13 protein-coding genes and 1 pseudogene are annotated in these 13,468 nt (G+C 65.7%); 6 read left to right on the top strand and 8 right to left on the bottom strand.

The genetic code is table 11. The features are described 5' to 3' along the window. The first annotated feature begins 20 nt into the window (after positions 1 to 20). The gene (gene inhA / locus BLS75_RS31185; RefSeq protein WP_072453065.1) at positions 21 to 707 is read left to right on the top strand and encodes an isonitrile hydratase; all 687 of its coding nucleotides are present in this window, start codon (positions 21 to 23) and stop codon (positions 705 to 707) included. Between the two features lie 4 nt (positions 708 to 711). On the opposite strand, the gene BLS75_RS31180 is transcribed toward inhA, so the two are convergent. Both BLS75_RS31180 and BLS75_RS31175 read right to left on the bottom strand, forming a co-directional pair. Beyond that, positions 712 to 1,056: an antibiotic biosynthesis monooxygenase family protein gene (locus BLS75_RS31180; RefSeq protein ID WP_011062391.1), complete on the bottom strand. Its 345-nt coding sequence runs from the start codon at positions 1,054 to 1,056 to the stop codon at positions 712 to 714. A gap of 24 nt (positions 1,057 to 1,080) precedes the next feature. Next, complete coding sequence (locus BLS75_RS31175; protein WP_072453067.1) at positions 1,081 to 1,713, bottom strand: LysE family translocator; 633 nt, start codon at positions 1,711 to 1,713, stop codon at positions 1,081 to 1,083. An 87-nt stretch (positions 1,714 to 1,800) separates the two neighbouring features. Here BLS75_RS31175 and BLS75_RS31170 point away from each other — a divergent pair, with 87 nt between their 5' ends. Next, positions 1,801 to 3,126, top strand: coding sequence for an aminotransferase-like domain-containing protein (locus BLS75_RS31170; protein WP_072453070.1), 1,326 nt, complete (start codon positions 1,801 to 1,803; stop codon positions 3,124 to 3,126). 334 nt (positions 3,127 to 3,460) lie between these two features. Here the strand turns inward: BLS75_RS31170 and BLS75_RS31165 are convergent, their stop codons facing one another. Together BLS75_RS31165 and BLS75_RS31160 are read right to left on the bottom strand one after the other, a co-directional pair. Continuing rightward, on the bottom strand, positions 3,461 to 4,264 hold the full coding sequence (locus BLS75_RS31165) for an aminoglycoside phosphotransferase family protein (RefSeq protein WP_011062394.1): 804 nt from the start codon (positions 4,262 to 4,264) through the stop codon (positions 3,461 to 3,463). A gap of 78 nt (positions 4,265 to 4,342) precedes the next feature. Further along, on the bottom strand, positions 4,343 to 4,801 hold the full coding sequence (locus BLS75_RS31160; protein ID WP_011062395.1) for an SRPBCC family protein: 459 nt from the start codon (positions 4,799 to 4,801) through the stop codon (positions 4,343 to 4,345). 133 nt (positions 4,802 to 4,934) lie between these two features. Here BLS75_RS31160 and BLS75_RS31155 point away from each other — a divergent pair. The 3 genes and pseudogenes from BLS75_RS31155 to BLS75_RS31150 form a co-directional block, all read left to right on the top strand. After that, positions 4,935 to 5,834 (top strand): annotated as a pseudogene (locus BLS75_RS31155) (ADP-ribosylglycohydrolase family protein); the annotation flags it as partial. Next, complete coding sequence (locus BLS75_RS32675) at positions 5,808 to 6,257, top strand: GFA family protein (RefSeq protein ID WP_239690439.1); 450 nt, start codon at positions 5,808 to 5,810, stop codon at positions 6,255 to 6,257. The pseudogene BLS75_RS31155 and the gene BLS75_RS32675, both read left to right, overlap by 27 nt. 37 nt (positions 6,258 to 6,294) lie before the next feature. Then, positions 6,295 to 6,693 (top strand): lysozyme inhibitor LprI family protein, encoded by a 399-nt coding sequence (locus BLS75_RS31150; RefSeq protein WP_072453073.1) that lies wholly within the window; start codon positions 6,295 to 6,297, stop codon positions 6,691 to 6,693. A gap of 102 nt (positions 6,694 to 6,795) precedes the next feature. Here the strand turns inward: BLS75_RS31150 and peaD are convergent, their stop codons facing one another. The 4 genes from peaD to peaA form a co-directional block, all read right to left on the bottom strand. Further along, positions 6,796 to 7,914, bottom strand: coding sequence for a quinohemoprotein amine dehydrogenase subunit beta (gene peaD, locus BLS75_RS31145; protein WP_065363163.1), 1,119 nt, complete (start codon positions 7,912 to 7,914; stop codon positions 6,796 to 6,798). Positions 7,915 to 7,937: 23 nt separating this feature from the next. Further along, positions 7,938 to 8,261: a quinohemoprotein amine dehydrogenase subunit gamma gene (gene qhpC, locus BLS75_RS31140; protein WP_011062399.1), complete on the bottom strand. Its 324-nt coding sequence runs from the start codon at positions 8,259 to 8,261 to the stop codon at positions 7,938 to 7,940. A 1-nt stretch (position 8,262) separates the two neighbouring features. Next, complete coding sequence (peaB, locus tag BLS75_RS31135; protein WP_015636440.1) at positions 8,263 to 9,696, bottom strand: quinohemoprotein amine dehydrogenase maturation protein; 1,434 nt, start codon at positions 9,694 to 9,696, stop codon at positions 8,263 to 8,265. A 79-nt stretch (positions 9,697 to 9,775) separates the two neighbouring features. Next, a complete protein-coding gene (peaA, locus tag BLS75_RS31130; RefSeq protein ID WP_072453076.1) occupies positions 9,776 to 11,356 on the bottom strand; it encodes a quinohemoprotein amine dehydrogenase subunit alpha in 1,581 nt (526 codons plus the stop codon). 412 nt (positions 11,357 to 11,768) lie between these two features. Here peaA and BLS75_RS31125 point away from each other — a divergent pair, with 412 nt between their 5' ends. Then, entirely contained in the window at positions 11,769 to 13,424 is a 1,656-nt protein-coding gene (locus BLS75_RS31125) for a WG repeat-containing protein (RefSeq protein ID WP_065363161.1), read from the top strand. Positions 13,425 to 13,468 lie beyond the last annotated feature (44 nt).

The raw sequence follows: 13,468 nt of genomic DNA, 5'->3' as shown, positions 1-13,468 counted from the left end.
ATCGACACAAGGAACAGGCAATGGCAGTGCAGATAGGTTTTCTGTTGTTCCCCAAAGTCCAGCAACTGGACCTGACCGGCCCCCACGACGTACTGGCCTCGCTGCCGGATGTGCAGGTGCACCTGATCTGGAAGGAGCCGGGGCCGGTGGTGGCCAGCTCGGGGCTGGTGCTGCAGGCCACCACAAGCTTCGCCGACTGCCCGCCGCTGGATGTGATCTGCATCCCCGGCGGTACCGGGGTCGGGGCGCTGATGGAAGACCCGCAGGCCCTGGCGTTCATCCGCCAACAGGCCGCCCGGGCGCGCTACGTGACCTCGGTGTGCACCGGCTCCCTGGTGCTCGGCGCCGCGGGCCTGCTCCAGGGCAAGCGCGCCACCACCCACTGGGCCTACCACGAACTGCTGGCGCCACTGGGGGCGATACCGGTGCATGAGCGGGTGGTGCGTGACGGCAACCTGCTGACCGGCGGCGGTATCACCGCCGGCATCGACTTCGCCCTGACCCTGGCCGCCGAACTGTTCGACGCCGCCACCGCGCAGCGGGTACAGCTGCAACTGGAGTACGCCCCGGCGCCACCGTTCAATGCCGGCAGCCCGGATACCGCCCCCGCCAGCGTGGTGCAGCAGGCCCGCCAGCGCGCCGCGGATTCGCTGCACAAGCGCCGGGAAATCACCCTGCGCGCGGCCGCACGGCTGGCAGCCGGCTGAGCCTTCAGGCACGGCGCACCGGGCCCTGGCGGGCATTGCCCAGCAACTGGGTGATGGCACCATCGCCATAGGTGCGCTCGACCCTGGAAATCACCACCTGATAACCGGCGTACCAGCGCCGGTACTGGCGCTTGGCTTCGATGTGCCTGGGGTGGCTGGCAAAGGCCTGGATCGAGGCTTCGTCCTCCCAGTAATAGCTGGCGTTGATCAGCCCCTGGTCGGCGCTGGTCCAGGATTGGGCGCCGACGAAGCCCGGCAGGCTGATGGCAATTTCGTCGATCAGCGCGCTGAGGCGGTGGAACTCCTCGTCGCGCTGGCCCGGCTGGTAGATAAAGGCGGCGATGTACATGGTCAAACTCCATTGGCTGATGAATCAGAACGGACGCGCCAGCAGCGCCAGGCGCAGGGCCAGGGCCAGCAGCACCGCCGCCAGCAGCCAGGATTGCCAGCGGGCCAGCCGCGAATCGCTGCCGGGCAAGCCACGACGCAAGGCCGCGCCGAAGATCCCCAGGCTGGTATGGAAGACCCCGCTGACCAGGGTCAGCAGCAAGCCCAGGACCACCAGTTGCACAGCGATGCTGCCGTGCTCGGGGCGCACGAACTGCGGCAGGAACACCATGAAGAACAGCAGCGCCTTGGGATTCAGCAGGCTGTTGCACAGGGCCCGGACAAACACCGTGGCCAGCGGCACCCGGGGTGTATCGGCAAGGTCCAGCCCCCCCCGCTGGCCCAGGGCCTTCCAGGCCAGCCACAGCAAGTAGGCAACCCCGGCATAGCGGATCAGGTCGAACGCCGGCGGCCAGCTGGCCACCACGGCGGTGACGCCCGTGGCCGTGAGCAGGGTCAGGCCGATATCCGCTGCGCCGATCCCCAGCCCCGATGCCACCCCACCGCGCCAGCCATAGACTGCGCCGTGGCTGATGACGAAAGCCATGTTGGGTCCCGGCGACAGCAGCAACAGCAGCACGGCGCCGAGGAAGATCGACAGGGTGGAAAGGTCCGGCATGTGAGCGCTCCTGCGCAAAAGCCGCTAGATTAGGCGCCCTATCTGATACAAACAAAAAAGTGTTCTAGATACACAAGGTGGCCGAGCATGCGCCGTACCCGCTACAAAACCATCGTCGATCACTTCGCCCAGCGCATCCGCGCCGGCCAGCTGTGCCCAGGCACTCAGCTACCGACGGTGCGGGCGCTGATGGCCAGCGAGCAGGTGGCGCTGGCCACGGCGCTGCGGGTGTATCACGAGCTGGAAGCCATCGGCCTGGTGGTGGGCGAGCCCGGGCGCGGCACCTTTGTCCGCGACACCAGCCTGCCCCGGGGCATGGGCCTGGAACAGCACCCGGCCAGTGCCGCCTCGGTGGACCTGGCGTTCAACTACCCGTCCCTGCCCGGCCAGGCGGAAAGCCTGCGCGAGGGGCTGCGGGCGATAGCCGCCTCCGGCGACCTGGATGCCCTGCTGCATTCCTCGCCCCAGGGCGGCCGCCCCCATGAGCGCCAGACCGCGGCGCGGCACCTGCGCAACCGCGAGATCCGCGTCGCCGCCGAGCAGGTGCTGATCGTCAACGGCGCCCAGCAGGGGCTGGCGGTGAGCCTGCTGGCGCTACTCCAGCCCGGGGACATCCTGGCAGTGGACGCCCTGACCTACCCCGGCCTCAAGACCCTGGCCCAGGTCCATCGCCTGGACCTCGAAGCGCTGCCCCAGCACAACGGCCAGATGGACCTCGACGCCCTGCAGGCCCTGTGCCGCCGGCGCCCAGTGCGGGCGCTGTACTGCATGCCGACCCTGCACAACCCCCTGGGCACGGTGATGCCCCTGGCCGAACGCCGGCGCCTGGCGCAACTGGCCCGCGAGCATGACCTGCTGCTGATCGAGGACGGCGCCTACGCCTTCCTCGCCGAACCGGCCCCGCCGCCGCTGCAGACCCTGGCCCCGGAGCGCACGCTGTATATTTCCGGGCTGTCGAAAAGCGTCGCCTCGGGCTTGCGCCTGGGGTTTATCGTCGCGCCCCTGGAGATGATCCCGGCCCTGGAACGGGCGATCCGCGTGTCCACCTGGAGCACCCCGTCGCTGACCGTGACCCTGGGCTGTCGCTGGATCGAGTCGGGGCTGGTGGACAGCCTGGAAGAACAGAAGCGCAACGATGCCCGCAGCCGCCAGCAACTGGCCCGGAGGGTGCTCAAGGGCTGCGATTACCAGGCCTATGGCTCATCGTATTTTCTCTGGCTGAAACTGCCGGAAGGACGGCGGGCCGATGCCGTGGTGGCGGCCCTGGAACATCAGGGGGTAACGGTGACCTCGGCCGAGCCCTTCGCCACCACCGCCCATGTGCCCCAGGCCTTGCGCCTGGCCCTGGGCTCCATCGGCCTGCCGCTGCTGGAGCAGGCTCTGGAAAAGGTCCGCAACGAAATCACCCGCTAAGCACACCTGCAGAAGCCCGCGCTTAGCGTCGGGCTGAAAAGAACCTGCCACGTTCATGTTCCGCTGCGTGAAGTATCAAAGCGGCCACCACACCCAGGCTGCAGGCACGAAATGCCGGACGAAAAAAAACCCGCCGAAGCGGGTTTTTTCCAAGACCATCATGACTTCCTGTCTGCAGCATCCGTGCTAATGGTCGACCTTCCCTGATCCTGAGCGCTTCCTGCGCTGCAGTTGTGGGAAAGAAGATTAAACACAAAGCCCGGTGCGCAGAAGGCGCATTGAATTACAGCGCGTGTAGGAAATTCGCTATACCGCACTTACGCAAACCCCTAGTTCACCCCTCCAGTGCCTGGGCGGCCAAAGCCGCGAGCTTGAGCTGGTGCTGCGCCCCGGGCTGATGATCGTCCTGGAGAAACCAGGCAGCGGACAAACCACTGAAGGCCAGCACCCACTGCACCAGCCGGCGCGGCTCCAGCTGCGCCGCCCGGGCAATCACCTGCACCTGGCGGGCAAAGCGCACAGGGTCGGTGGCGCTGGGCAGGTCCGGGTTGCAGATCAGGTTGGCGAAATCGAAGGTGCGCTCGCCATGGACCCGCTTGGGGTCGATCACCCGCCAGCCGCGCTCGGCGAAGTCCAGCACATTGTCGTGGTGTATATCGCCATGCAGCACCACCGGTTCCCGGGGCGTGGCCAACAGGTGCTCGGCTTCGGCCAGGCAGCGCAGGAACAACCCGCCCTGCTGCGGCGCCGCCTCGCGCAGGTCGGCAAACCAGCGATCCAGCGACACCAGCGGCGGCCGCGGTTGTGCCCGTGGCCGGTGCAACTGTTGCAGGGTGGCGCAGACGATATGGCTGACCTCATCGTGCTGGCCCGCCAGGGCCATGCGCATCAGCGAACCCTTGCCCATGGCGCGCTCCATCAGCAGGGCATCGCCTTGCTGGGCATGAACCCGCGCCGCCCCCTCCCCGGCCCACCAGGCCATCAGCCGGTTGCCGGCCTGCTCGTGTTCATCCAGGGCAATCTTCAACATGGCCGGCGCACCGTCTTGCAGACGCACCGGCAACAGGCGGCTGCCCGGGGTGACGATGGGATCGCCATCGGGCGTCAGGCGCCAGCGTTTCATATAGGTTTCGAACAAGGGGCTGCTCCAGACGGGAAGCGGCCAGTTTCAGGCGACAGGCCTGGCTCTGCAACGTGCCGCTTGCAACTGCCTGTTTCAACCCTGCTGCAGGTAGTTCTCGATATTGCTCATCTGCTCGTCCCAGCCCCGGCTGTTCATGCGAAAGGCCTTGAGCCGGCGCTCGGCGGGAATGCCGTCGAAGCCCGACTCGGTGACCCGCAGCAAGGTACCACCGGCGTGCTCTTCCAGTTCGAACCGGACCAGGGTGCTGGGCTCTGCCGAATAGTCCTGAGCGGGATCGATGGCGTAGGGGTGCCAGCGGAAGGAGAACAGCTCCTGGGGCAGCATCTGCTCCACCAGGACATCCCAGGTCAGGTGCTCATAGCCTGGGTAGGTCACCGCGCCCCGGGCCCGCTGGCCGGGTATGAACTGCTGGCCGGCCAGGGCCACGCCAAACCAGCGGCCGAAGCGTTCGGCCTCGCTCAGCGCCTGCCAGACCTGGGCCGGGTCGGCCTTGAGCAGGATCTTGCGTTCGATGCGATCTGAAGAATTCATGGGCCACCTCCAGTGATGAACACTAGACCTCTCTGAATCGAGCGCAACCTTTATCTGGCCGAAGGACCCACTGATTGCCCAGAACGAAAAATGCTACTGTCGCCGGCGCCAATACCTCTGCAAAGGACCTGCCATGCCCCTCACCCTCACCGACCGCTACCGTGGCAGCCTGCTGGGCCTGGCCTGTGGCGATGCCCTGGGCACCAGTGTGGAATTCAAGCCACGGGGCAGTTTCCCCCCGGTCACCGATCTCTTGGGCGGCGGCCCGTTCAACCTCAAGGCCGGACAGTGGACCGACGACACCTCCATGGCCCTGTGCCTGGGGGAAAGCCTGTTGCGCAAGGACGGTTTCGACCCCGCCGACCAGATGGGCCGCTACCTCAACTGGTGGCAATGGGGCTACCTGAGCGCCACCGGCGAATGCTTCGATATCGGCATGACGGTGCGCCAGGCCCTGGCCGACTATCAGGAACACGGCCAGCCCTTGGCGGGCTCCAGCGACCCGCAGACCGCCGGCAATGGCTCGCTGATGCGCCTGGCGCCGGTGGTGCTGTTCCATTACCCCGACCTGGCCCAGGTCCGCGAGTTTGCCGGGGCCAGTTCGCGTACCACCCACGGCGCCGCCGAAGCCATCGAATGCTGCCAGCTGTTGGCCGGGCTGATCGCCAAGGCCCTGGACGGTGCCAGCAAGCAGCAACTGCAACGGCTCGACGCCCAGGGCTTTCGCGAGAGCAAGGTCGCGGCCCTGGCCCAGGGCAATTACCTGGATAAAACCCGCGACCAGATTCGCGGCAACGGCTATTGCGTCGACTCCCTGGAGGCCGCGCTCTGGTGCTTCCAGCACAGCGACAGCTATGCCGAAGCAGTGCTGGCCGCCGCCAACCTGGGGGACGACGCCGACACCACCGCCGCCATCGTCGGCCAGTTGGCCGGAGCCTTCTACGGGGCCCAGGGCATACCGCCGCACTGGCTGGCCAAGCTGCACATGGGCGAGGAGATCCAGGCCATGGCCGACGACCTGCTGGCCGCCGCCCGGCGTCGCGCGCCTGCCCGGCCGCTGCATGGCAGTTGCCTGTGCAAGGCGGTGCAATACCGGGTCGAGCGCCTGGACATGCCCATCGGCCACTGCCATTGCCAGACCTGCCGCAAGGCCCACGCCGCGGCCTTTGCCTCGACCGCCGGAGTCATGCGCGAACACTTCCAGTGGACCCAGGGCCAGGAACGGCTGAGCACCTACGAATCGTCCCCGGGCAAGCTGCGGCACTTCTGCTCGGTCTGCGGTTCTCACCTGCTGGCGGAGCGCCCGGGGCAGCCCCACGTGATCCTGCGGGTGGCGACCCTGGACGATGATCCGGGGCAGACGCCACAGGTGCATATCTGGACCTCCCACGATGTGCCCTGGCTGGCCGACGAAGCGCTGCAACGCTGGCCCGAGTGGCAACCCAGCCGCGGCTAGACTGTTTCTTCCTCATTGACCGATTGCGAGACTTTCCATGCGTCCGATCCTGTTGCTGGCCCTTGCGCCGCTGCTGCTTGCTCCACTGGCCCAGGCCTATGAGTGCAACAACACCACCCAGACCGATATGAGCCTGTGCGCCAACGTCCAGCACAAGGCCGCGGACAAGGAGCTGAACGCCCTTTACCAACAGATCAACCAGCGCCTGAAAGACCAGCCACACAGCAAAAAGCTGCTGGTCAGCGCCCAGCGCGCCTGGGTGGCGTTCCGCGATGCCGAGTGCAGTTTTTCCACCTCGGGCGTGGAAGGTGGCAGCCTGTATCCGGTGGCCTACAGCAACTGCATCACGGCCCTGACCAAGACCCGCGTGGAGAGTTTCAAACAGTACCTGCAGTGCAAGGAAGGCGACTTGAGCTGCCCGGTCCCCGCACGGTAGGAGCGGGCTTGCCCACGAAGGCGTCGGCGAGGGCCCTGCACGGCTTGCCGGCCTGTTCGCCGGCAAGCCGGCTCCTACAGGAGCCGGTGGCTGGCGGCGGGGTCAGCGGACGAAGATCTGCGCCGTGGTGATGGCCATGTCGCCGCCCGGCAGGGTGATCTTGCCGATCTGCTTCATGCTCTGGACATCGAAGATCGCCACGTCGTTGAAGGTCCCCGCCAGGTAGATCTTGGTCCCGGCCCGGTTGAACGAGATGCAGTAGTAGGAGTGTTCCAGGGTCGCGGCCTGGAGCAGTTTCTTCTGCTTGATGTCGTACTTGGCCAGGCGGTTGAGCACGCCGAACATCAGGTTGGGGTCCGTGGGCGAGCGCATGCCGCTGAAGTAGATCTCGGTCAGCGGGCCGAAGTCGGTGGTCTCGGTCTTGCCGGTCGCAAGATCGACGCTGAACAGCCCGTACAGCGGCTCGGCGGTAGCCGGGTCCTGCTTCTTGTCCTTGAACTTCGCCGCGGTGTAGAGCAGCGAGAAGTCATGGCGGAAGGTCTGCTGGTTCCACACGTAGAGCACGTCCGGCGCGCTGTAGTTGGGGCGTTTCCAGTGGCGGCTGGGGATCAGTACCTCGAACTTGCCGGTCTTGACGTCGACCTTGTACAGGTCCGGCCCGGCCACATACAGGGTGCCGTCGTCGCCGCTCTGCATGATGGTCAGCTGGCGCGGCGCGGGAAAGCTGCGCAGCGGCTTGGCATTGAGCCCGGCGTCGGTGGCGTAGACATCCAGCCGCGGCTCCTTGACCTCATAGCGGTCATTGAGCAACAGGGTCGGGTTGGCCACGGTGTATAGCTCCTTGCCGTCGTGGCTGACGGTGAAGGCGAACATCGAGCGCGCCTTCTCCCCCGGATGCTGGGTGATGCTGGCGTGGAACACCTGCTTGCAGCTATCGAGCTCGACGCCGTAGACATCCGCATAGTGGTTGTTCAGCACGTAGGCGATCTTGCGGTCCGGCGACAGTTGCACGGTGCCGGGGCCGAAGGCGTCGGGCATCTTGCAGGTCTTGTACAGGCTGTCGGTGGCCAGATCGAGAACGTGCAGGTTGTTCGGGTAATTGGTGGTCACCATGTACTCGTGACCGCTGTTGAGGGCCAGGCCTTCGTCGGCCAGGGCGGTGAAAGAACAGGCGCTGAGAACCGCGCCGGCGGCCAGGCCGCACACTGTGATAGCTCGCATGCTGGAATCCTTGTGCTGTCCGGTTACTTGTCTTTGGGGAAGACGGTGCCGAGGTTGCGCCAGTTGTCGTTGGAGGCCTGGGCGTCCTTGTTCCAGTCGGGGTAGGTGCTCATCATGTCCGGCACCTGGGCCGGCCACCAGCAAGGGTCGGAGCAGCCGTAGAGGTCGGCCTCCATCGGCTGGCACAGCGACGAGACGCCGCCAAAGGCATCGATTTCCCAGCCCGGGTCGGTGGTCGAGGCGCAGCCGGCCACGGAGTTCATCGCCAGCACTTCTTCGATACGGTCCTGGGCCGCGGCCTCGGTCAGTTTCTGAGCTTTGTTGTTGATCGGCTTGAGATGTTTCATGTCAGTGGGCCTTGCGCGGAGTGATGTAGCTGCTGATGAACGCAGGGTTGTGCGCCATGATCCGGCTGTAGACTTCGATGCCGAAATCCACCCAGTCACGCATCAGTTCGCAATAGTGATAAGTCGGATGCGCCGGGTCGCCGTAGCGGGCATAGCTCTCGTGGTAGCAGCCGCCGGAACACAGGTTGCGGATGCGGCAGCTGTCGCAGCCGGTGTTGGTGCGGTCCAGGCGCTGGGACAGGAAGTCATTGAGCTCCATCTGCTTGACCCCACCGTCATGCACATTGCCGAAGGTCGGCAGGGATGAGCCGGTGAAGCGGTGACACAGGTTCAGCTCGCCCTTGTGGTCCACCGCCAGCATCTTCAGCCCGGCGCCGCAGGGCAGCGCCTTCTTGTGGCCCTCGTGGATATCGGTGATCAGCTGGTGCAGGTTGGAGAAGCCGATATTGCGGTGCTCCAGTGCCGCCGCCAGGTAACGCCGGCCCAGGCGCTTCATGCTGGCGAAGACTTCGATCAGCTCCTCGCTGCTGAGGTTGAAGCTGCTGATGTCCCCCGAGGTCACCGGGGCGAACCCCACTTCGGCGAACCCCAGCTCGTTGAACAGGTGATCCCAGATGGTCTCAAGGTCGGTGACCCCGGTGGTCAGGGTCACCCGCGCCCCCACCGGCCGGCTGTCGTAGCGTTCCAGAAGCATCTGCGCCTTGCGCCGCACCACGTCATAGGTGCCCTGCCCGCCCACGGTGATGCGGTTGCGGTCGTGCACGGTCTTGGGCCCGTCGATGCTCACCGAAAGCCCGAAGCGGTGGGCGTTGAGGTAGTCCACCACCTCTTCGGTGAGCAGGGTGGCGTTGGTGGTCATGACGAACTCGACGAACTTGCCGGCCGCGGCAAAGCGCTGTTCGCAGTAGTCCACCATGGCCTCGATCAGCGGCCGGTTGCTCAAGGGTTCGCCGCCGAAGAACACCACGGTGTAGCGCTCCTCGTCCGGGGACTCCTGGAGCAGCATTTCCACCGAGGCAATGGCCGTGTCCAGGCCCATCTTCTTGCCCGCCGAGGGCTTGTCCAGGTCCTCCTTGTAGCAGTAGGTGCAGCTCAGGTTGCAGCCGGTATTGACGTTGAGCACCACGGTATTGATCGCCGTGCGTTCGACCCGTTTGACGCCGATTTCCGGGGTCAGGGGCGAGCCGTCGCTAACCAGTTCCAGGGCCATCAGCTCGCGCAGGGTGTCGCTGACGTCGGCACCGTCATAGGCGCCGGCCAGACGCTGGATCAAGTCTTCCGGGGTACAGCCCGGGCCGCGCAGCGCATCGATGATGCTGCCGGTCAAGGCATCGCTGGCAAACAGCGAACTGCTGGGGATATGGAACAGCATGCGGTTGGCGTCCACCTGCACTTCATGCAGGTTGCGCTCCACCAGATTCAGAATTGCGCCCATTACAACCTCCTGTGCCTGCCCCGCGTTCGGGGCCTGCGGTCATTGCCTGAAAGTGTCTGTCGGTATCGCTCGACGCCCCTCAGGGAATGGGTGGATTGTTCCAGCGTTGCACGGTGACGATCAGCTGGCCTTCACCGGTCAGGGCCTTGCCCCCCTCCTCCACCGCAGCGATCACCTTGAGGTTGCCGGCGTTGTTGGTGGACATCTTGCGCAGCGGGTTGGGCCCGGCATCCCCCGGGGTGAACACGCCACTGTCGGCCTGCATGCTGCCGGCGTACTTGACGTCTTCATCCTTGGCCGCCTGGGCATCGAAGGCCTCGACCTTCCACTGCGCCGGCATCACGCCGATGCGGTAGGCCTTGCCGTCGGCCCCCTTGCCCCAGGCTTCGGCATCGAAGCGGCCCTGGACCTTGGGCGTCGAACCGCCGCCGTCACCGATCCGCGCCACGGCAAATGCCGGCACCACCTTGACCTCGGCGATGCGCTGGTACACCGCCAGCGTCGCGCCCTTGAGGCTGCCGACGCTGACTTCCCGCAGCCCCGGCTGGGCGCTGGCCGCCGCCTTGAGCCTGACGCGGATGCGTTCGGGGCTCTGCTCCAGCACCTGCACGACCTCCACCCCTTTGCCGAAGCTCGGAGTGCCCGCAAGGCCCGCGCCCACCAGGGTCACCTCGGCCTCCTCACCGGCCTTCAGGTAACCCGGCTGCACCGCCAGCAACCGCTGGCTGCCTTGCCGGGCGGCGATGAAGTCCAGGCCGCGCTCGTCGTGCTCGGCCTCGAACATCCGCCCTTGCAGTGCATTGCCCTGGGCCGCCAGCACCTGGCGCATGACCACGCCATCCACGGTGACATTGCCGCGCCATTCATAACCGTTGTAGAGGATCGCGCTGCCCTCGCCATTGAACGGGCTGCCATCGGCGTACTGGCCCTTGACGCTGAGCTTGAACTGATCGCCTTCCCCGGCGCTGACGCTCATCACCCCGGCCAGTTCGCCCTTGCCCGGCAGGTGGCCGCTGAAGCTCCAGTCCCCCGCCAGCGCCGCCGCTTGCGGGCGGGCCTGTTGCCAGGCTGTCCAGGCGGGGTTGTCGAGGGGATAACGCTGGGCCAGCAGCGGCACCATTTCCTTGAGGGCGGTGGGCAGCCATTCCCGGTCCCGGGACAGCGCCTGGTACTCCAGGGATGGCCATTGCCCAAGGTGGAAATTCACCAGCCGCTCCCATTCCTGGGCCGGCCGGCGTTGCAGGGCGATCCGCGCGCCGGAGTGGCAGCGGGCGCACATCTGGGTGGTCTGTTCGTCGAAATGCTCGACGGTGTTCAGCCGTCGCTCCAGGGCGTAGCGCACGCCGTCGGTCTCGCTGGGCGCCAGGCCCTGGGTATCGGCCAGGTACTTGACCAGGGTGCGGCGCTCGTCATCGCTGATTTGCAGCCCGTGCATGGTCTGCATGCGGGCAATGCTCATCAGCCAGCCTTCCGGGGTCTTGCGCTGGTGGCTGATGCGGCTCAGGGCTTCCCCGGCCTCGGGGGTGTGGCAACCCTGGCAGGTTTCCTTGAGGATGCTCTGTGCATCCCGCGCGGCGAAACTCGAAGGGGCATGCAAGGCGGTACAGGTGGCAATGGCCAGCAGGCTGGCACTGAGCCTCAGGCGCAGTCTTCTCTTCATCAACGTCAAACCTCCCACGGTGCTTTCTTATTTTTAGCGAGTCGTTTTTATGGTTTCTGCCATGCCCGGCACGCCCGGTCATGGAGGCAAGAGAAACGTCTGCTGATATGCAATACACGGAGCGTGCCAGCTTATAAAAGAACCCGGAATCAACGACTTGGGCGAAGACGCCGGTCCCTGGCGGGCTTGCGGGTGTTACCCGACGTTCAATTTCGAGACAAACGTCTCAGTCTGAGACAGCGATTAGCCAGCGCCAGAACAGCTCTCAAGGCCGGCGACGAGGCTGTACCGCTGGTTTTCTTTGCAATTGGATCTTGCATTTATCCGGCGGCGCCGCAGAATCACCCCCGCTTTGCCTGCCCCGTCCCATGGGGTGTGCCGCACCTCCCCTCTTACAAGGAACCTGAAGTTCATGGATAGAAGCGCCTGTGCCCGTCTCGGCTCGCTGATCCTCTCGTTGTCTGCCCTGACCCTGGTCGGATGCAAGGAAGAAACCAGTCCCAAGACTGCAGCCGTCGCTGCGGCCCCCGCGCCGGCGGCCATGGTCATGCCGATCTGCGCCAATGGCGAATGCGCGGTGCTGGACCAGGACGGCAAGGTGCTGGTCAGCGCCGACAACGACTACGACGCCGTGGTCGCCCTGCCCCTGGACAAGACCTTCCTGTTCGCCAAGGACGGTACCTGGAACCTCAGCAGCGCCGATGGCAAGCAGACCCTCAAGGCCGCCTTCACCGATGACCTGCGGCTGCTGACCCCGGGCTACTTCGGCTTCGGCCAGGACGGCAAGCTGGGCATCATCGACCAGAGCGGCAAACAGATTCAGCCACCGCGCTTCGACGATCTGTACGTGGGCGGCAACGACGACTTCATCGTCTACGAGATCGGCGGCAAGCGCGGCATTCTCAGTGCCAAGGGCGAGGTGGTGACCGAAGCCCTGTATGACAGCAGCATGGTCCGCGATGACTTCGCCAAGCGCGGCTGGTGGATGATCGCCGAACGCGGCAACGACAAGTGGGCGCTGAACCTCAAGACCGGCGAGCAGAAGAAGATCGACTTCGACAGCATCGACTACTTTGCCAACCAGCATCTGGTGGTCAGCACCGAACAGGGCAAGGCCCTGGCCGATGCCCAGGCCCAGTTGATCAGCGCCGCCACCTACAACTGGATGGGCGAACCGGGTGACGGCCTGGTGGCCTTCCGGGAAAAATACGACAGCCCCTGCGGCTACATGGATTTCCAGGGCAAGACCGTGATCCAGGCCCAGTTCGGCACCTGCCAGGTATTCGGCAAGCAGGGCGCGCTGGTCACCGCCAAGAATGCCGACGGCAGCTCCGGCAAGGCCGGGCTGATCGACCGCCAGGGCCAATGGAAGGTGCAGCCGGTCTACGACTCGGCGGACCCGGCCGGCTTCAGCCCCCTGGGAATGTTCCGGCAGGTACCGGGGCTGAACCAGGTCGCGGTGCTGCAGAACGTGTTCAGCGCCACCTTCGGTATCTTCGATGTGGACAAGGGCGTCGAGCTGTTCAAGCCCACCTACGCCCAGATCGGCGCGATCAATGCCGACCTGTTCGTCTTCAGCACCGCCAACAGCCCGACCAAGCAGGCCACCCTGTTCGGCCAGGCCACCCAGGTGCGTACCGTGGGCCTGATGGACGCCAGCGGCAAGGTGCTGCTGGAGCCGGGCCAGTACGTCGACATCCACCTGGACAACAGCGGCCACTACCTGCTGGCCACCGACGACACCTCGGCCCTGGCCACCTCGGCGCTGTACGACCTCAAGGGCAAGCGGCTGATCCCCGGCAAGTGGCAGGAACTGGTGGTGGACGAAACCCGCGGCGCCATCTTCGGCTATGCCGTGGAAGGCATGGGCGACGACCAGTCCCGCAGCCTCAAGGCCCTGTATCGCCTGGACGGCACTCCGAGCTTCCAGGTCAGCCAGGTCGATTGCGGCGCCGAACAGGTGCACGACAGCCATGACCAGGTGCTGTGGCCGGCCAACCCCCAGGACTACTGCCCGCAGCCTGACGAAGTGGAAGACCAGGGCGAAGGCGACAACGCACAGGGCTGAGGCCCCGAGCGAACCGGTCACGGTTGGGATCAAGCCTGCTAGGA

It is taken from the genome of Pseudomonas sp. NFPP12 (assembly GCF_900103205.1).
Lineage (GTDB): Bacteria > Pseudomonadota > Gammaproteobacteria > Pseudomonadales > Pseudomonadaceae > Aquipseudomonas > Aquipseudomonas protegens.
The sequence above is the reverse complement of the archived record's forward strand: the minus strand, read 5'-3'. Positions and strand labels throughout refer to the sequence as shown.